The organism is Caballeronia sp. LZ065 (genome assembly GCF_031450975.1).
Taxonomy (GTDB): Bacteria; Pseudomonadota; Gammaproteobacteria; order Burkholderiales; family Burkholderiaceae; genus Caballeronia.
Genome location: NZ_JARUXV010000001.1, coordinates 2,625,151 through 2,644,353, shown reverse-complemented (window position 1 = coordinate 2,644,353; position 19,203 = coordinate 2,625,151). Strand labels below are relative to the sequence as shown.

Annotated in this window: 15 protein-coding genes; 13 read left to right on the top strand and 2 right to left on the bottom strand. The window is 61.0% G+C overall.

Going from position 1 to position 19,203, the window contains the following annotated elements; genetic code table 11:
* Positions 1-8: 8 nt before the first annotated feature.
* The 9 genes from rfbA (at position 9) to QCE63_RS12115 (ending at position 13,140) form a co-directional block, all read left to right on the top strand.
* Positions 9-902 (top strand): glucose-1-phosphate thymidylyltransferase RfbA, encoded by an 894-nt coding sequence (rfbA, locus tag QCE63_RS12155; protein ID WP_309833108.1) that lies wholly within the window; start codon positions 9-11, stop codon positions 900-902.
* Positions 887-1,438 carry a dTDP-4-dehydrorhamnose 3,5-epimerase gene (gene rfbC, locus QCE63_RS12150; protein ID WP_309833107.1) on the top strand — a complete coding sequence of 184 codons (552 nt, stop codon included), beginning with the start codon at positions 887-889 and terminating at the stop codon, positions 1,436-1,438. Before rfbA ends, rfbC begins: the two co-directional genes overlap by 16 nt.
* A complete protein-coding gene (gene rfbD, locus QCE63_RS12145; protein WP_309833106.1) occupies positions 1,435-2,343 on the top strand; it encodes a dTDP-4-dehydrorhamnose reductase in 909 nt (302 codons plus the stop codon). The genes rfbC and rfbD overlap by 4 nt, the downstream gene beginning before the upstream one ends.
* Positions 2,344-2,357: 14 nt before the next feature.
* Positions 2,358-3,182, top strand: a complete 825-nt coding sequence (locus QCE63_RS12140) for an ABC transporter permease (RefSeq protein ID WP_309833105.1) — start codon at positions 2,358-2,360, stop codon at positions 3,180-3,182.
* Entirely contained in the window at positions 3,172-4,590 is a 1,419-nt protein-coding gene (locus QCE63_RS12135) for an ABC transporter ATP-binding protein (protein WP_309833104.1), read from the top strand. The genes QCE63_RS12140 and QCE63_RS12135 overlap by 11 nt, the downstream gene beginning before the upstream one ends.
* Positions 4,587-8,441: a methyltransferase domain-containing protein gene (locus tag QCE63_RS12130; protein WP_309833103.1), complete on the top strand. Its 3,855-nt coding sequence runs from the start codon at positions 4,587-4,589 to the stop codon at positions 8,439-8,441. The genes QCE63_RS12135 and QCE63_RS12130 overlap by 4 nt, the downstream gene beginning before the upstream one ends.
* Before the next feature lie 107 nt (positions 8,442-8,548).
* Entirely contained in the window at positions 8,549-10,042 is a 1,494-nt protein-coding gene (locus QCE63_RS12125) for a mannose-1-phosphate guanylyltransferase/mannose-6-phosphate isomerase (protein WP_309833102.1), read from the top strand.
* 511 nt (positions 10,043-10,553) lie between these two features.
* Positions 10,554-11,729, top strand: coding sequence for a hypothetical protein (locus QCE63_RS12120; protein ID WP_309833101.1), 1,176 nt, complete (start codon positions 10,554-10,556; stop codon positions 11,727-11,729).
* Positions 11,730-11,733: 4 nt separating this feature from the next.
* Entirely contained in the window at positions 11,734-13,140 is a 1,407-nt protein-coding gene (locus tag QCE63_RS12115) for an MBOAT family protein (RefSeq protein WP_309833100.1), read from the top strand.
* Between the two features lie 36 nt (positions 13,141-13,176).
* Here QCE63_RS12115 and QCE63_RS12110 read toward each other — a convergent pair whose 3' ends face one another.
* Together QCE63_RS12110 and cysC are read right to left on the bottom strand one after the other, a co-directional pair.
* Entirely contained in the window at positions 13,177-13,980 is an 804-nt protein-coding gene (locus QCE63_RS12110; protein ID WP_309833098.1) for a sulfotransferase family 2 domain-containing protein, read from the bottom strand.
* Positions 13,981-13,996: 16 nt separating this feature from the next.
* Entirely contained in the window at positions 13,997-14,596 is a 600-nt protein-coding gene (gene cysC, locus QCE63_RS12105; protein ID WP_309833096.1) for an adenylyl-sulfate kinase, read from the bottom strand.
* 379 nt (positions 14,597-14,975) lie between these two features.
* On the opposite strand from cysC, the gene QCE63_RS12100 reads away from it, so the two are divergent.
* The 4 genes from QCE63_RS12100 to QCE63_RS12085 all read left to right on the top strand — a co-directional run bounded on the left by QCE63_RS12100 (position 14,976) and on the right by QCE63_RS12085 (position 19,178).
* Positions 14,976-15,911: a glycosyltransferase family 2 protein gene (locus QCE63_RS12100; protein ID WP_309833095.1), complete on the top strand. Its 936-nt coding sequence runs from the start codon at positions 14,976-14,978 to the stop codon at positions 15,909-15,911.
* Positions 15,911-16,318, top strand: coding sequence for a GtrA family protein (locus tag QCE63_RS12095; protein ID WP_309833094.1), 408 nt, complete (start codon positions 15,911-15,913; stop codon positions 16,316-16,318). Before QCE63_RS12100 ends, QCE63_RS12095 begins: the two co-directional genes overlap by 1 nt.
* A gap of 127 nt (positions 16,319-16,445) precedes the next feature.
* Positions 16,446-18,509, top strand: coding sequence for a hypothetical protein (locus QCE63_RS12090; protein WP_309833092.1), 2,064 nt, complete (start codon positions 16,446-16,448; stop codon positions 18,507-18,509).
* Between the two features lie 240 nt (positions 18,510-18,749).
* Positions 18,750-19,178, top strand: coding sequence for a GtrA family protein (locus QCE63_RS12085; protein ID WP_309833091.1), 429 nt, complete (start codon positions 18,750-18,752; stop codon positions 19,176-19,178).
* Positions 19,179-19,203: the final 25 nt, after the last annotated feature.

The window sequence follows — 19,203 nt, the reverse complement described above, 5'->3', positions numbered from 1 at the left end:
GGCTGATCATGGCGCGCAAGGGCATCATCCTCGCCGGCGGTTCCGGCACGCGGCTTTATCCGATCACGCATGCGGTGTCGAAGCAGCTGCTGCCTGTCTACGATAAGCCGATGATCTACTACCCGCTGTCCACGCTGATGATCGCGGGCATCCGGGACGTCCTCGTCATCTCGACGCCGCAGGACACGCCACGCTTCGAGTCGATGCTCGGCGACGGCAGCCAGTGGGGCATGAACATCCAGTACGCAGTGCAGCCGTCGCCGGACGGGCTCGCGCAGGCATTCATCATCGGGCGGGAGTTCGTGGGCAACGATCCTTCGGCGCTCATTCTCGGCGACAACATCTTCTACGGGCACGATCTCGCCAAACAACTCGAAGCCGCGAACACCCGTACCGAAGGCGCGACGGTGTTCGCGTATCACGTGCATGATCCCGAGCGCTATGGCGTGGTCGAATTCGACCGGCAATTCCGTGCGCTGTCGATTGAAGAGAAGCCCGCGAAACCGCGTTCGAACTACGCGGTCACGGGGTTGTACTTCTACGATAACCAGGTCTGCGACGTCGCTGCGGACATCAAGCCGTCGGCACGAGGCGAGCTCGAAATCACCGATGTCAACTCGCGCTATCTCTCGAAGAAGGCGCTCGACGTCGAGATCCTGGGACGCGGCTATGCGTGGCTCGACACGGGCACCCACGATTCGCTGATCGAAGCGGCAACCTTCATCGCTACGTTGCAGAAGCGTCAGGGTCTCGTGGTGGCGTGTCCCGAGGAAATCGCGTATCGCAAGCGCTGGATCGACGACGAGCAACTGCTCGCGCTCGCGCAACCGTTGTCGAAGAACGCCTACGGTCAATACCTGCTCAATCTTCCTGAGGACCAAGTCGCATGGCCATCCAGGTAACCGCTACCGCACTGCCCGAAGTCAAGATCATCGAGCCGAAAGTCTTCGGTGACGCGCGTGGCTTCTTCTATGAGAGCTTCAACGCCCGCGAGTTTGCGGAGCACGTCGAGGCGGGCGTCGATTTCGTGCAAGACAATCACTCCCGTTCAGCGAAGGGCGTGCTGCGCGGACTGCATTTTCAAATCCAGCATGCGCAGGGCAAGCTCGTGCGCGTGGTCGAGGGCGAGGTGTTCGATGTCGCCGTGGACATCCGCAAAAGCTCGCCCAACTTCGGCAAGTGGGTGGGCGTGCGCCTGTCCGCCGACAACAAGCGGCAACTCTGGGTGCCGCCCGGTTTCGCACATGGTTTCTACGTGACGTCCGAAAGCGCCGAGTTCCTCTACAAGACCACGGACTATTGGTTCCCCGAGCACGAGCGCAGCCTGCTGTGGAATGATCCCGCGCTCGGCATCGACTGGCCGGTCGAGGGTGTGCCCCAAGTCGCGGCAAAGGATGCCGCGGGCCGTCTGCTGGTGGACTGCGAGGTGTTCGAGTGAGAATTCTGTTGACTGGACGCAACGGGCAGGTGGGATGGGAACTGCACCGCGCGCTGGCGCCTCTCGGTGATGTCGTGGCCTTCGACCGTCAGGGTGCGGACCTGTCCCGGCCCGAGACCATTGCGCCCCTGGTGGCATCGGTTCAGCCCGATGTCATCGTGAACGCAGCGGCTTACACCGCGGTCGACAATGCCGAAAAGGAGGAGGCGCTTGCCCAGCGGGTCAACGCCGACGCGGCCGGCGAGCTCGCCGGCGCGGCGCGCAAGCTGAAGGCGTTGCTCGTGCATTACTCCACGGATTACGTCTTCGACGGGCGCTCGGCCGAGCCCTATCGCGAACATGACCCGGTTGCGCCGCTCAACGCCTATGGCCGCACGAAGCTGGCCGGCGAGCAGGCCATCGAAGCGGCCGGCGGCGACTGGCTCACGCTGCGCACCACCTGGGTCTACGGTGTGCGCGGCCGCAACTTCTTGCGCACCATGCTGCGACTCGGATGCGAACGGGAGACGCTGCGTGTCGTCGCCGATCAAATTGGCGTGCCGACGTCCGCGCGCATGATCGCCGACCTCACCGCCCAGGTCATCTCCCGGGCTCAGCGTGAGCGCTCCGACGGCGCGTTTGCTTCGGGGCTGTTCCACATGACGGCCAGCGGCCGGACCGACTGGCACGGCTTCGCAAGCGCGATCATTTCCGCGGCGCGTGAAGCGGGCCGTCTGCCGATCAAGACCACGAGCGTCGAACCGATCACGTCGCGTGAATTTCCGACGCCGGCGGCGCGTCCCGGCTTCTCGGTGCTGGACAACTCGCGATTCGACGAGCGTTTCCGTTTGCATCGCATGGACTGGCGCGAAGCGCTCGCTCTCGTGATGGACGATCTGCTGGTTGGCGGGAGCAGCCTGAATTGAATACTGGAACACCTATGGCAACTTCGACCCGACTGCGGCATCCGCTCGCGGTCCTGTATTCGCTGACCGAAAACTGGAGCTTGATCGTTCAGTTCGTCAAGCGTGAAGTGGCGGGCCGGTACAAGGGGTCCTTTCTCGGACTCTTTTGGTCCTTCATCACCCCGTTGCTCATGCTGGGCATCTATACGTTCGTGTTCGGCTATGTGTTCAAGTCGAAATGGCGGGCGAATTCCACCGATCCCGTCGAGTTTGCCGTCGTCATGTTCGTCGGCGTGCTCGCGCACAACCTGATCTCCGAGTGCCTCACTCGCGCGCCGCTGCTGGTGGTCGGCAACCCCAACTATGTGAAGAAGGTGGTGTTCCCGCTCGAGACCTTGCCATGGATCGCCGTCGGCACGGCGCTGTTTCACATGCTGGTTGCAGGCGTCATCCTGCTGGTCGCCATCTTTCTGTGGCAGGGCCACGTGCCCTGGACCATCGTCTTCGTGCCGCTGATCCTGTTGCCCTACCTCGTGCTGATCGCGGGTCTCGTGTGGTTTCTGGCATCGTTCGGCGTCTTCATGCGCGACCTCGGGCAAGTGATGGGAATCGTGTCGTCGCTGCTCATGTTCCTCGCGCCCGTTTTCTATCCGATGACGTCCGTGCCGGCGGCATTGCGGCCCGTCATCATGCTCAATCCGCTCACCTTCGTCATCGACGAGTTTCGCACCGTGGCAATCTGGGGCGGTCAGGTCGACTGGAAGGGCTGGCTGATCTACTGTGCGGTCGCCTATGTCATCGCGACGCTCGGCCTGATGTGGTTCCAGAAAACACGCAAGGGGTTCGCTGATGTCCTCTGATCGTGTGATTGAAACTCCCATCGACGTGTCGGTTCCCGCTCCGGCGCAGCCGGCCGTGGAGGTCAGAGGGCTCAGCAAGCGCTATGAAATCTATAACGCGCCGCAGGATCGCCTGAAGCAAATGGTCATGCCGCGTCTGGCGCGATTGTTCGGCCGCCAGCCGAAGGAGTATTTTCGTGAATTCTGGGCGCTGAGAAACATCGACCTGACGGTGTCGCGCGGCGAAACCGTGGCGATCATCGGGCAGAACGGTTCAGGCAAGTCCACATTTCTGCAGTTGGTCTGCGGGACGCTGTTTCCGTCCGAAGGCGAAGTCAGGCGCAACGGCCGCATTGCGGCGCTGCTCGAATTGGGCGCCGGCTTCAATCCCGAGTTCACCGGCGAGGAGAACGTCTTCCTGAGCGGCATGCTGTACGGCCTGTCGGAACAGCAACTGAAGGAGCGCTACGACTCGATCATCGCCTTCGCCGAGATCGGCGAGTTCATCGGGCAGCCGGTCAAAACGTATTCGAGCGGCATGTATGTGCGGCTTGCGTTTGCTATCGCGGCGCACGTCGATGCAGACGTGCTCGTCGTCGATGAAGCATTGTCCGTCGGCGATGTCCGCTTCACGCAGAAGTGCATGCGTTTTCTCAGAGAGTTCCAGAAGAACGGCACCCTGCTGTTCGTGAGCCACGACGTGAGCGCCGTCACGAGCCTGTGTTCTCGCGCCGTATGGCTCGATCACGGCTCGATCCGGGACGATGGCCCCGCGAAGGAGGTCGTCGAGGCCTACCTCGCCGAACAGCACGTGCTGGATCGCAAGGCGCAGGGCGTGGCGGTCACGACAGCAAGGAAGGAGCGCGCGCGCGCGCAGATGAAGGCGCTCGATGTCGTGGACCCGCGGATCGATCTGCTGAAGGGCGCGAACTCGATTCAGGTCTTCGAGTTCGATGCCGACGCGAACCACCATGCATTCGGTGCGGGCGGTGCGACGATCGTCGAGGTGTCGCTGACCGACGAGGATGGCCATGGATTGCAACTCCTTCATGGCGGCGAGCTCGTCACGCTCGAGATCCGGGTGAATCTTAGCGTTCCGCTGACGAACCTCATCTTCGGCTTTTACTTGAAGGACCGTCTGGGTCAGCGGCTGTTCGGCGACAATACCCATCTCACGTATGAAGACGCGATCGAAGGCTCCGCCGCCGACGAATTCCGCGCCCAATTCCAGTTCCGCATGCCGATCCTGCCCGCGGGCGCCTATTCGGTGGACGCCGCTGTCGCGTCCGGGACCCAGCAGGAACACACGCAGCAACACTGGATCCATGACGCCCTGCAGTTTCGCGCCGTCGACAGCACGATGCGTCATGGTCTGGTCGGCATTCCAATGCTGCGAATCAAAGTTGAAAAAGAGAGGTCCGTCGCATGATGGAATTTACCGGCGAACGATATCTGCCGACCGAGGAAGGCGATATCCGTTATGAACACTGGCACCGGTATGCGTGGGCCAGCCAGGCCATCGCGGGTCTGGACGTGCTCGACGTGGCCTGCGGCGAGGGATATGGTTCGTCGATTCTCTCGCGTTGCGCGCGTTCGGTGACGGGCGTCGATATTGCGCCGGATGCCGTCGCGCATGCACAGTCCGTCTACAAGGACGTCGCCAGTCTGTCGTTCATGACCGGCAGCGCGAGCCAGTTGCCGCTTCCCGACGCGAAGTTCGACGCGGTCGTGTCGTTCGAAACGATCGAGCACCTGCATGAGCAGGAAGAGATGATCTCGGAGATCCGCCGCGTCCTGAAGCCCGGCGGCTTTCTGATTCTGTCGTCGCCGAACAAGAAGGTGTACTCGGACGACCGCGACTACCGGAACGAATACCACGTCAAGGAGTTGTACTTCGAGGAACTCGACGCGCTGCTCAAGCGGCACTTTCCACGCGTCAAGTATCACGGACAGCGCCTCGCGACGAGTTCAGTGATTATTCCGCAACGCGAGCCGGGCACGTTCTACAGCGCGCATACGTTGCACGGGGACGCCGTCGACCCGCGCACGGCGGAACTCGACTCCATCATGTACTTCCTCGCGGTGTGCAGCACGGATCCCGAGAAAGAGGCGCCCGTCGTCTCGGCTTCGGTGTTCTTCGAGGAAGGCAGCGACCTGTACGCGCGGCGCTACGAGATCATTGAATGGGCGAATCGCCAGAACGAGGAAATCAGCGCGCGCGACAATGAGATCCGTCGTCTGCAGAAGGAGTTCGAAGACCGGACGAACTGGGCACTGTCGCTCGAAAGTGATCTCCACGTAGCGCATGCGCGCAAGGACCACATTTCCAGTGAGCGCGCGCAGATCAAACAACGTCTCGATGCCGGGATAGCGGAGCTGCTGGAGGCGCAAGCCCATAACGCCCGTATCAAGGCAGAGTTCGCCGATATGGCGGCCGAGGAGTTCGACCGTCTCGAGCATCTGCATGCCCGCGTGACTCTAGAACGCGACATGCTGCGCACGCAGGCCGGTGAACTGCAAGCCAAATTGACCGAGATGTTTGCGGTATGCAGCTCGGATCCCGAGAAAGGGGCGCCCGTCGTCTCGGCTTCGGATTTCTTCGAGGAGGGCACCGACTTGTACGCGCGGCGCTACGAAATCATCGAATGGGCGAATCGCCAAAGCGAGGAAATCATCGCGCGCGACAATGAGATCCGTCGTCTGCAGAGGGAGTTCGAAGACCGGACGAACTGGGCCCTGTCGCTCGAAAGTGATCTCCACATGGCGCATGCGCGCGAGGAGCGCATTTCCAGCGAGCGCGCGCAGATCAAACAGCGTCTCGATGCCGGAATAGCGGAGCTGCTGGAGGCGCAAGCCGATAACGCCCGCATCAAGGCAGAGTTCGCCGATATGGCTGCCAAGGAGTTCGACCGTCTTGAGCGTCTGCATGCTCGCGTGACTCTGGAACGCGACACGCTGCGCACGCAGGCCGGTGAGCTGCAAGCCAAACTGACCGAGATGTACTCATCAACCTCGTGGAAGATCACCCGGCCGATCCGCGTCGTCAAGCGAGCCGCGCGCGGCGAGTTCGGACCGCTTCTGAAGCCCTTGCGTCCGTTCGCGCGCAAGTGGGGCCGCAAGGCCTATCAGTCGCTGCCGCTGAGTCATCGGCACAAGACTCAGCTTGCGCATCTGGCGTTCAAGGTGGCGGGTCCGCTCTTCGAAGGGGTCGTGTTCTACGAAGCCTGGAAGCGTCAGGGTGAGCCGATGGAAAACACGCTGGGGCAGGGGCCCATCGAGCCGGACAAGTTCGAAGCCTTGCTCTCCACGCTGCGTTTGCCCGCCGTGTCCGAACCGAAGGTCTCGGTCATCATCCCGACCTACGGCAACCTCGCTCACACGCTGGGCTGCGTGCGGTCGATCACTGAAAACATGCCGAACGCGTCGATCGAGGTGATCGTCGCGGAAGATGCCTCGGGCGATCAGGAAATCTTGCGCATGCGCGGGTTGCCCGGGCTGCGCTTCATCGAAAATCCGCAGAATCTGGGCTTCGTGCGTTCGTGTAATCGCGCGGCCAGTTTCGCCAAGGGCGAGTACGTCTATTTCCTGAACAACGACACGGAAGTGACGCCGGGCTGGCTCGACACCCTGCTCGCCGTATTCGACACGCGTCCCGACTGCGGCATGGTCGGCTCGAAGCTCGTCTATCCGGACGGCCGCTTGCAGGAAGCGGGCGGGATTCTGTGGAAAGACGCGTCAGGCTGGAACTTCGGGCGTCTCGATGATCCATCGAAGCCGGACTACAACTATCTGAAGGAAGTCGACTACTGTTCCGGCGCGTCGCTGCTGCTGCCGCGCGCGCTCTTCGAGCAGCTGGGCGGCTTCGACGAGCATTTCGTGCCGGCCTACTGCGAAGACGTCGATCTCGCCTTCAAGGTCCGCGAATCCGGCAAGAAGATGTATTACCAGCCGGAATCGATGATCATCCACTACGAAGGGATCTCGCACGGCACGGACACGGGCACGGGCATCAAGGCCTATCAGGTAACGAATCAGGCGAAGATTCGCGAACGCTATGCGCGGATACTGGACGCTGAACACTTCGAGAACGGCACCCATGTTCGCCAGGCGCGTGACCGGAGCGGCAAGAAAAAGTCGATCCTGATCGTCGATCATTACGTGCCGCAGCCGGATCGCGACGCGGGGTCCAGGTCGATCTTCTGCGTCATCCGGACCTTGATCGACATGGGTCTGAGCGTGCATTTCTGGCCGCAGAACCTCTGGTATGACGCCGCTTACGTCAAGCCGCTCCAGGCGCTCGGCGTGGAGGTTTATTACGGCAACGAAGTGGCGCGCGCAGGCTTCGACGAGTGGATCAAGCAGAACGGGGCGTCGTTCGACTATGCGTTGCTGAATCGTCCGCATGTGAGCGAGCCGGTCATTGCGCCGCTGCGCCAGTACGCACCGAACGCGAAGCTGCTCTACTACGGCCATGATCTGCACTTCGAACGCTCGATGCGCGAGTTCAACGTGACCGGCGACGTGGCGCTCAAGCGCCGCTCGGAAGAAGAGCTGGCCCAGGAGATGAAGATCTGGCGTTCCGTGGACGCGGTCTACTACCTTTCGGCGACCGAAGCCGACACGGTCAGGCGGCTCGCGCCGGAAGTCGTCTCCCGATCCTTGCCGGGCTATTTCTTCGAGCCGCGTGGCGAACCGGGCGCGCCGGCGAGCCTGATCGGGCGCAGCCAGGTGCTGTTCGTGGCGGGCTTTGGCCATCCGCCGAACGTCGACGCCGCCAATTGGCTCGTGATGGACATCCTGCCGTTGCTCAAGCGCCGGATGCCCGACGTGCATGTGAGTCTGGTCGGGTCGAATCCCACCGACGAAGTCAAGGCGCTCGCCGGTCCCGACGTCACCGTGACGGGCTACGTGACCGACGCCCGGCTCGAAGCGCTTTACGAATCGGCGCGCGTCGTCGTCGTTCCACTGCGTTTCGGCGCCGGCGTGAAGAACAAGGTCGTCGAGGCGCTGCACTTCGGCACGCCGCTCGTGACCACGCCCGTCGGCGCACAGGGTTTGCCGGGTCTGGATGAGATCGTTGCCGTCAAGGACGACGAGCACGACATCGTCGATGCGCTCTACACCTATCTGACCGATGACGACGCGTGGTTGCGGGCGTCGGCGGCAGGCCGTCGTTACGTGGCGGCGCACTACTCGCGTGAAGCGATGCGTCGCGGGCTGGAGCAGGACATCGACGTGGGCCGACTGGTAGAGCCGCGCAACGAAGCTTCGCCGGCATGAGCGGAGCCATCCCCTACGGCAGGCGGCATGCAGATGCCGCACGACACATTGACAGGGTGACCGCTGCATCGGCAGGTGGCGGGCACCGCGCAGGTCAGAGGTAATCCATGACGTCTTTCGATATTTCCGGCGCGAAAACGCCCAGGCTGGTACCGATCATCATCTGTGGCGGTTCGGGAACGCGGCTATGGCCAGTGTCGCGGCAGGCGTTCCCCAAGCCGTTCATGCGGCTGGCGGATGGCCAAAGCCTGCTGCAGAAGGCCTACTTGCGTGCCGCGTCGCTCCCGGACGTCGCGGACGTCATGATCGTGACGAATCGCGATACCTATTTCCTGGTCAAGGACGACTGCGCTGAAGTGAAAGTCGACGGGGTTCGGATCGGATTCGTGCTGGAGCCAGTTGCACGGAACACAGCGGCCGCAATCGCGGCGGCGACGCGTATCGCGCGCGAGCGCTACGGTGACGACACGGTGCTGCTCGTGATGCCGGCAGACCAACTGGTCGAGGACATCGCGGCATTTTCCCAGGCCGTCGACATGGCTGCGCGCACGGCCAAGGACGACGGCATCGTCGTGTTCGGCATTCAGCCGACGCGCGCCGAAACGGGTTTCGGATACATCGAGATCGACGAGCGGGCGGAGTCTTCGTTGAGCATCGCGCCAGTGAAGCAATTCGTCGAAAAGCCGGTTGCGGAAGTAGCCGAGCGTTTTCTCGCGGACGGCCGGCACCTGTGGAACGCCGGCATGTTCTGCTTCGCGCCCGCCACGATGCTCGCGGAACTCGATCTTCACGCACCTGACATCGTCGCGCAGGTGACGCGCGCCGTGGATCACGCTTCCTCAAGCGAATCGAACGGCAGCTTCAGCGTCGAGCTGGACGCGGCGGCGTTCAAGGACGTGCAAAGCACGTCGATCGATTACGCGGTGATGGAGCGATCGCACAACGTCTCGGTCGTCGCGTGCTCGATCGGCTGGAGCGACATCGGTTCCTGGAAGGCCATCAGCGAGTTGAGCCAGCCTGACTCGAGCGGCAACCGCGTGGAAGGCACGGTCGCGTTGCACGACGTCGCGGATTGCTTCATTCGCGGCGAGGATCGCGTGATCGGTGCGATCGGCCTGCGCGATCTGATCATCGTCGATACGCCCGACGCGCTGCTCGTCGCGGATCGCGACAGAACGGAAGAGGTGAAGGAGATCGTCGCGCAACTTTCGAGGGTGAAGCACGAAAGCTGCGCGCTGCACCGGACGGTGCATCGTCCGTGGGGAACCTATACGGTGCTGGAAGAGGGCGAGCGCTTCAAGATGAAGCGCATCGTCGTGAAGCCTGGCGCGTCGCTATCGCTGCAGATGCATCACCATCGAAGCGAACACTGGATCGTGGTGCAGGGATGCGCCGATGTCGTATGCGGCGAGCAGACCGTGCAGTTGCAGCCGAACGAGTCGACCTATATCCCGGCGGGCCGCAAGCATCGGCTGACGAATCCCGGCGTGCTCGATCTCATCTTGATCGAGGTTCAATGCGGCGAATATCTGGGCGAAGACGACATCGTTCGATTCGAGGATGTGTATGGACGTCTGAAGGCGCCGGCTGCCGCAAGTTGACCCGTTGCGGCGCAGTGCGGAAGGCCGCGTGCAACGCGTCGGGCGATGCGCCTTGCGATTTCCTCATGGATCACGCGCCGGGACCGTAGGAAACCGGATGGGTGACGGGCTTTGCCCAAACGCGACCGTTATCGCGAGATTGATGCCGTCGCGTTGTGTGGAGCACTGACGCACACAGGATGTGAGCAGGCAAAGCGTCCCTTGAAGCACGTCGATTGCTGCGGCCGACCCGGCGAGCAAGGTCTGCGCGGACCGGCGGCAAGCTGTTGTCGTTCGTCACATGATTCGATAGGGATGACAGCAATGTCCGGCCGGGCGCTGACTCGGTAGAATGCGGGACTCAGCGTGCGGGCGACAGCCGGTCGAAGATTGGCGCGCCGCATTCGGGCGATTGACCGAAGGTCGTCCGATGCAAGCTTCCCCTCGAAATACGTCGCGAATAATGCGCACAAAGCTTTGCGTGTTACGCTAGCGGCCTTTGTTATCAAGTAATTCTTACAGGCAGCGGTTCATGGTAGATACTCCCGTTGATTTCTCACGGCAGGGAACGTCGGCGACAGGTGGAGTTTCCGGCTTTCGTTTTCTGGGCTGGCTTGCTATCCCGATCGTTGTCGCAGCAGTCCTGCTGGTCCTTATCAATATCCTCGTTTTTCGAACCCTCGATTATTATCATTGGGTCAAGCCCGATTCGGTCATGGGCATGGTGGTTCAGACCGAGGGCCTGGTCGAGCATCAAATCGTTCCCGGCAAGCGCAATATCATTGTTATCGGTGATTCGCGTGTCAGCGAGGGTTTCTCGGCGATCATCGCGAATGAGGAAAGCAAGCGTCCCGACCTCAATTTCATTCAGGCGGGAATGCCCGGCACCGAGCCGCGCGTCTGGTACTACTTTCTACGCAAGATCGATCCCAAGCAGAATAAGTTTGCGGGAATCGTGCTCATGGCGTCCCATTTCGATGACAGCCATCAACCGTACGATCCGGCGGAGCGCATCGACGATCTGACCTATCTTCAGCCGCTGACGACTTTCAAGGACTCAGTGGCCGTCGCCAAGACCTTCCATGGTTTCGACGAGCGGGTTCATGCGTTCACGGCGATGATGCTTCCGCTCAACACCGCACGGCTGGACATTCAGGATTTCCTGGCGCACAAGGTCAAGCGCGTCGACCAGGCGAAGGAGTGGCACGCGCACTTCTATCAATGGTCGCTTCAATATCCTGGGCAACAAGGCGCTGTTCCGGCGCTCGGCAAGAACGACCTTGCAAGCTTCGACTTCAAGTCGGCCGGTTTGCCGCCGCTCAAGGTCAACGCGATGAACGAATACGTGAAGGGTCTGCTGGGGCAGAGCCGGTTGATTTCGGCCGACCAGTTCGGCCGCTATCGCCAGAAATGGTTCGGTGCGATCGCGGATGAATACCAGCATGCAGACGTGCCGGTGTTCGTGTTCCAGGCGCCCCGAGGACCGTATGAAGCCTACGGCACGGCGTCTGCGGCGGATACCGGCAAGGGCGTCCTGCGTCAGCTCGCGCAGGAAGGCCGCATCACGTTGCTTGATCCGAAGCCCCTCGAGCAACTGGAAGAGCCGGGCTATTTCTTCGACTCGCTGCACGTCAACGACAAGGGGCGCCATATCATGAGCCCTGCGCTCGCGCGTCTCGTCTCACAACAACTCCCCGCGGCTCGATAGCACCATGCTGTTCAATACCTTCGAATACTGGATATTCTTTGCGATCGTCGTTGTCATTCTGGCGTTTCTTCGGCCGGAGGCGAAGCGCCTCATTATTGTTGTCGCGAGCTTTATCTTCTATTCGTTCTGGGACCCACGTCTTTGCGTGCTGCTGCTTGCATCGACGGTCGCCAACTACTATCTCGGCATACTGATCGAGGACGCGCCGGAGCGCCGCAAGAAAGCGCTCGTGACCGTCGCAGTTGCGCTTAATCTCGTCGTCCTCGGCTTCTTCAAGTATTTCGATTTCTTCGCGAATTCGCTGACCGCGCTGCTCGGTCTTTCAGGTCACCCGTGGGCGCTCGACATCATTCTGCCCGTCGGCATCAGCTTCTTTACGTTCGAAGGCATTGCGTATTGTTGCGACGTCTATCGCAAGCACGTGCGCGCGGTGCGTAGCTTTATCGACTTCGCGTTGTTCATCTCGTTCTTTCCTCATCTCGTCGCGGGTCCGATCATCCGGCCGGAAAACTTCTTCCCGCAGGTGCGCAACAACCACGGTCTGACGGCGGTCGACGTGAAGTGGGGACTCTGTCAGATCATCAAAGGTCTGGCCAAAAAGATCATCTTTGCCGATTACTTCGCGATCGTCGCCGATGCTTATTTCAACGATCCGACGAATGGCGGCGTGGCGCCGGCGATCGGCATCATTGCTTTCGCGATGCAGATCTACTTCGATTTCTCCGGCTATACGGACATTGCGCGCGGCTGTGCGGGCTTATTGGGCTTTCGCTTTCCGTCGAATTTCGAGCGCCCGTATCTCGCGATCAACATCGCGGACTTCTGGCGCCGCTGGCATATTTCGCTGTCGACCTGGCTGCGAGATTATCTCTACATCCCGCTGGGCGGAAATCGCACGTCGGCATCACGGGTTTATTTGAACCTGATGATCGTGATGGCGCTCGGCGGACTGTGGCATGGCGCCAGCTGGAATTTCATGGTCTGGGGCATTGCGCACGGCGCCATGCTATGCATTCATCGCTTGTGGGACCGCACGCTGGGGCGGCGCCTCGTTGCGCCGGCCGCGCTCAAGCCGGTCACCACGGCCTTGTGCGTGGTCCTGACTTTCGTGCTCGTGTGTCTTGCGTGGATTCCGTTCAGAGCGAACGATTTCGCCGCGACCGCGCTGATTTTGCAGCAGGTCGCATCGCCGCGCGTGCTGAGCCTTGCGGGCGCGACGCATTACTACTGGGGTCTGCTCGCCGCGTGTGCGATCTGGTGTCTCATCGACTGGAACCGACGCGTGCAGCATTGGTTCGTCGAACGCATGCCTTATGTGATGGCGGGTGTGCCCGTGGCGATCGTGCTGGTCGCAATCCAGGTCTTTGGGCAATTCGGTCTGCAGATTCCCTTCATTTACTTCAAGTTCTGATCAATGACGCGGGCTGACCGGCCCGCGCGCATTGCCTTATGCAGCCAATTCACCTGCCGTATTCCCGGCGAATTGACTGACCAGCGTGCGAAATTTGCGGCGAGCGGTTTCATAAAGCAGCATGTCGAGCGCGTTGACTTCCGTCAATTCACGGAACAGCGGCGTGCCGAGTTCATTTTCAATCTTTGCGACGCGCGCTTCGAGACTTCCGCCCCGGCGGGGTGAGGAGTTCTCGATGACGAATTGGCTTTCCATTTCCCCGATGACCGGCTTGAGTGCTGTACGCATGATAGCCAGCGATTCGTCGAAAGCCTCGACCAGCCCAAAAAACGGCAGCCCTGCCAATACGCACAGCGCTCGAATGTAGTCTTCGTGCGTTGCGCGCGCATGGCGCATATCGCCTTGTACGCCGGCCAGATGAATGACCTGGAAATTGCGGCAGACGGCGGTGGCGTCACGGCTGACGGTCCACTCCGCGAATTCGCGCAGTCCGCCGCTTCGTGCGATAGCCACGCTCGGGCTCGTGCTGTCTGCGGACTGTCGGCGCTCGAACTCATACACCGATGCAAAGCGGTCCAGCGGATGCCGCAGAAACAGGATAGGAAGAAAATTGATACCGCGGTCTTGCGGCAGCGGCAGGCGCGCCTGGTGACTCGACACCGCGCGAAGCTCGCTATGGGCCGTAACGAACGCCAGCAGATCGCTCGGACTGACGGTTGACCAGGGGTGCTCGCCCTCGATGTGGCCATGTTCCGCATCGGAGAAGTGTCGACTCAGAATCCCGTCGAGGGTAGAACCGGCGTTCTTGAACAGGTGATAATGAATGATCACGGAGCGCATCGGTGTTTTCCTAAGGCTATTTATCGTTCTGATATTCGTCGCTGTGTCGGAGTGCATAGGCGCTCAATTGGTCGACGCAATGGCGTGCATCGCAAGCCATGGTATTGACGACCAAATCCGGCCCGTGCGGGATTTCATAAGGCGAAGTCAAGCCCGTGAAATCCTTGATCTGACCGGCTTCGGCGAGCTTATAAAAACCCTTGACGTCCCTTTGCTGGCAGGTCTCATAGTTGGCCTCTACATAGATCTCGTGAAACCTTTCACCGATGATCGCTCTCGCGCGTGCGCGACCCGCTTCAAACGGCGAGACAAGGGAAACGAATACGACGATGGAAGCGCTCGCACACAATGCGGCGACCTCCGCTGCGCGCCGCACGCTTTCGTCGCGCGCTTCAGCGGAAAAGCCAAGGTCGCAATTCAGGCCGCTGCGCAGCACGTCACCATCGAGCACGATGGTGCGAAAGCCTCTTTCCGCGAGCGTGCGGCTCGCGCCGTAGGCGAGCGTGGACTTTCCCGCTCCCGACAAGCCCGTTAGCCAGAAAACGCACCCAGGACTCGTCGTGATGCTGGGAGTACTGCACAGGGCGTAATTAGTAGAATTAGTTGACCTCGTCATGGAATTTTTTGCTCATCTAACATGGATATCGTCATAAATCCTAACGTTAATGAAGCTGTCATACCTAAAAGGAAAGTCTTCGAAATATTTCGTTACGAAATGAAAGGCTCAGAGTTAAGGCAGCTTACAGATTTATATTAGTATGGCGGGTTGCTCTACTCGCATTCGTGTTGGCGCGTTCGCCGGACGAATAGAGCACTGCACGGTGGCGTACGTCTGTACCGCAGTGTAACGGGCTTTCGCGGCATTATTCATGTTCTTCTAAATGACGGCATCACATCGCTTCATGCGCCGCGGAATTGTTCCGGAGGCATCTTGGAGCGGGCCGGTGGAAGGCGTGACACGGAGCGCAAAAATCAGATAGACCCGGAGGAACGAATTGGGCAACAGGATCGCGGTTATCGTCCCTTGCTATAACGAGGAAACGTCAATAGGGAAGGTGGTTGCCGATTTTCGACAGTCGCTTCCTTATGCCGATATCTACGTCTTCGATAACAATTCGACGGACGGCACAGCTGAGACGGCATTGCGCGCGGGCGCACACGTGCGGAAGGTCAACTTGCAGGGCAAGGGCAATGTTATCCGCCGAATGTTCGCCGATGTGGAGGCCGATGTATATGTCATGGTCGACGGCGACGACACCTACGACGCAAGCGTTGCCCCCACGCTGATCGAGGCGCTCGTCACCGACGGGCTGGACATGGTGGTCGGATGCCGCGTGACCGACGAGACCGCCGCGTACCGGCCGGGTCACCGCTTCGGCAATGTGATGCTGACCGGCTTCGCTGCGGCGATTTTCGGCCGCACCTTCCGCGACATGCTGTCTGGTTACCGGGTGTTTTCGCGGCGCTACGTGAAGTCGTTCTCGGCGCATGCCAAGGGGTTCGAGACCGAGACGGAACTGGCTGTGCATGCGCTGGAACTTCGCATGCCCGTGGTCGAGATCGATACGTTCTACGGCAGCCGGCCAGAAGGCTCGGAGAGCAAGCTGAACACCTATCGTGACGGTTTTCGCATCCTGATGACGATTCTCCGACTGTTCAAGCTCGAGCGTCCGCTCGCTTTTTTCGGCATTTGCTTCGCGCTGAGTGTGTTGCTGTCAATCATTCTGGCGGTGCCTGTCTTCGAGACTTATTTCGCCACCGGCCTCGTGCCGCGTTTGCCCACCGCGTTACTATGCGCGGCGCTTGCCTTGCTCGGCTTCCTGTTTCTCGTGTGCGGACTCGTGCTCGACACGGTTACTAAAGGAAGGCTCGAGGCCAAGCGCTTCGCCTATCTGGCGATACCCGGTCCCACCACGACGGGCTCCCGATAATGGGTCAGTTTCTTCGCTTTGGCGTCGTCGGGGTGATCGGCTTTCTAGTCGACAGCGGCGTGTTGTACGTGATGCTCTGGCTTTCCATGGGCTTCATGTCGGGACGCATCGTGTCGTTTCTCTGTGCCGCGACGACGACCTGGTACATCAACCGGCGCATCACGTTTTCGCCCGGCACACACCGAAGTGTTCTGCGTGAGTGGGTGAGCTACCTTGTCGCGATGTCCGGCGGGGGATTGGTGAATCTCGTCTGCTACCGGGTCGTGATGTCCGCGTTCCACTACTCGCATCTTCTGCCGCTGATCGCGGTGGGCGTCGGTTCGATTGCCGGTCTGCTGGTCAATTACACCGTGGCGAAGTTCTGGGTGTTTCGACGGCCAAAGCGCGACCCGAATCCCCAGAACTGAGCGGAATGCCCGCTTTGTATCGCTGATGCGCCGCCAGCCGATCGGCGCCCGGCGCGCGCGTTTCCCATGACGGTTCGCGCTCGCTTCCGCATGACTATAACGAGACCCAACTCTTAGACTAGAACCGATGACATCACGTCTCCCGTCAGGACTTCGATTTGCCGCTGCGCTGGCAAGCGCGGCGTTCGCCGCGATCATCGTCTGGATGCTTGTGCTCCTGTGGCGGTACGCGCTCGTCGCGCCCCCCAGTTTCGACGGTGCGATGAATCTCAACACCGCGCAGTCGCTGCTGCACGGTACCGGTTACGGCTTCTTCTACGACCGCTTCTTCTCCTTCCCCGCGCAGACCGACGGGCCGTTCATCTTGCCCGCGGCGCTTGCCTTCTGGATCGGCGGCGTGACGCCGTTCACGACGCAAGTCGTGAATCTTGCTTATGTGTTTGCGCTCGTCGTCGTCGTTGTGATGCTGTTGCGGCGGCTCGACGTGCCGCTCTGGCTCGCGCTGTTCGCCGTCATGGCGTGCGTGATGACGCCGGGCTTCGCCGAATTCTCGATGAACGGCTATGGCGAGATTCCGATGCTCGTATGGTTCATCGGCGGACTGATCGTGTTGCTGCCAAAAGAGACCGAGGGCATGAGCGACCGGCGTCTTTTCGTCGCGGGGATGCTGTTCGGCGTGTCGTATCTCACCAAGGTCGTGGCGCTCGTGTGCATCGCCCCCGCCGTTCTGGTGCTGGGCTGCATGATCCTTGCCCGGCCGCGCCGTTGGACCCGGCTGTTCCGGCTCGCAGCGGGCTTCGTCTTGCCGGTCGTGCTCTGGGAGGTGTTCCGCTACGTCCAGTTGGGCAATCTGCACAACTATGTCGACTGGTGGCACTATCAGCTCGCGCAAATTCGTGCGCAATCCGGCGCCCGGCCAACGGGCGTGCCGCATGGCCGGATCGTCACCGGACTGAATCACCTGAAGGCGCTCTCGGACATGACGGGCGTGCCGACGGTCGTGCTTGCCTTGTTGATCGCCGCGCCGGTGGGTCTCGGTCTGATCTTCGCGATCAAGCGCTCGACGCCCGGGCGCTTGCGTCTCGGCATCGGCATGCTGTCGATCGTGTGCGGCCTCTATTTCCTCTGGTGGATTTTCATCACGCCCGAGGCCTTTCTCTGGCTGCGCCGTATCATCGCCGGGCTGCTCTTGTTGCAGTGTCTGTTCGCCGCCGTGCTCATGGTGGTCTATGTCCGCGTCGCCGGATGGATTGCCAGCCGGACAACACGTCCCACGCTGATGACCGCGCTGGCGGTTCCGTTGCTCGCCGTCGCGGTGTTCGGCCAGTTCAGGCTCATGCGAACCGGCGAGTTCGTGTCGAACCCGCCGCGTCCGCCGGGCTATGCGCTTGAGATGTTGCGGGTCGCGCAAGAGGTGAAGGCCTTGCCGGCCGGGGCGACTCTGTTCGGCACGGCCTGGTGGCAGTCGCCCGTCATCGCGCTGTTCTCCGGACGGCATTTCATGAATCTCGCGCATTGGCCGATCGACAAAATCAACACCGCGCGGGACAAGTATTTCGTGACGGACATGTACTCGCAGAGCATCGACGCCTCGGCCATCCAGGAACTGCTGAAGCGTTCGTCCTATGTTCCCGTGATGAAATCGGATGGCGGATCGATTTACCGGTTGACGTCCGTGCGGCCGTACGATCCCTTTACGCCGAACGATGAGAACGTGGCGAAGCTGTCCAGCAGTCTCGATTTCTCGCGCTCCGATTACGATGCGCGCCGCGGCATCTATCAGCGCGAAGCCGACCGCGATGCGTGGATGTCGCCGCATGCCGCGATCTTGCTCGCACGCAAGCACGAGGACGCCGTGCGAATCGGGTTCGAGGTGCCGAAGGAAATGTTCAAGGCTCCGCAATCGGGCAGTCTGGTGCTGGAGATCTCGAGCGCCGGCTGTCTCGACAGGAAAATCGACGTCACCGAGAGCGGTGTCCATACGGTTGTGCTCTCGCTGGACTGTCCGGGTTCAGACGAGAGCAAGCCGTTCGAGATCGATCTGCGAGCGGATCGGCATGTGCCCTACATTCCGCAGATCGATTCGGACAATCGTCAGCGTTCGTTGCGGCTGCGCTACGTCCGCCTGGAGACGGCAGGTGCCGCTTCTTCAGCGCGGAATGCTGTAACCGATCCCGCCGCCCGGGAATAAGCCGCGTTTCAGCGCATGACGACGAACGATGCCTGGTGCTTGTCGAGATCGCGCTTCACGGCAGGCAACTGCCTTGGGCGAACCCCTGACGAGGTATAGTCGCCCGGTTCCCGGATCGATTCCTTCGTATCCGGGTTCGGGCTTTTTCCAAGAAACGACGAACGTTCCAACCCAGCGACGCCAGGCGAAGACGCCGAAGCGCTGCCGGGAACGTCGACTCACTCAACCTGGTGTTGAAACATGCAGCTCGTGTTGCTCTATTCGTTTTTCGCCGCCATCGCGACGCTCGCCAACATCGGCGCGCAGGATCTCACGACGCGCGTCTACGGCGGTCCGTGGCATATCGTGCTGTCGGTGCTCGTGGGCACGGGTGTCGGGCTGGTCGTGAAATACGTGCTCGACAAGAAATGGATTTTCCGCTTCAAGGCGGAGAACGCGCGTCACGACGCCACCATGTTCACGCTCTACGTGACGATGGGCCTCGTCACCACCGCGATCTTCTGGGGCGTCGAATTCGCGTTCGAGCATATCTTCGGGACGGCCACGATGCGTTATGTGGGCGCGTGCATCGGCCTGGCGATCGGCTATGTGATCAAGTACCGGCTCGACAAGCGCTACGTGTTCCGCAGCTTCGGCGGCGAGCAGCCCGCGCTGGCTGCCCGCGACTGATTGCGCCATCGCCCTCGCGTAGCAA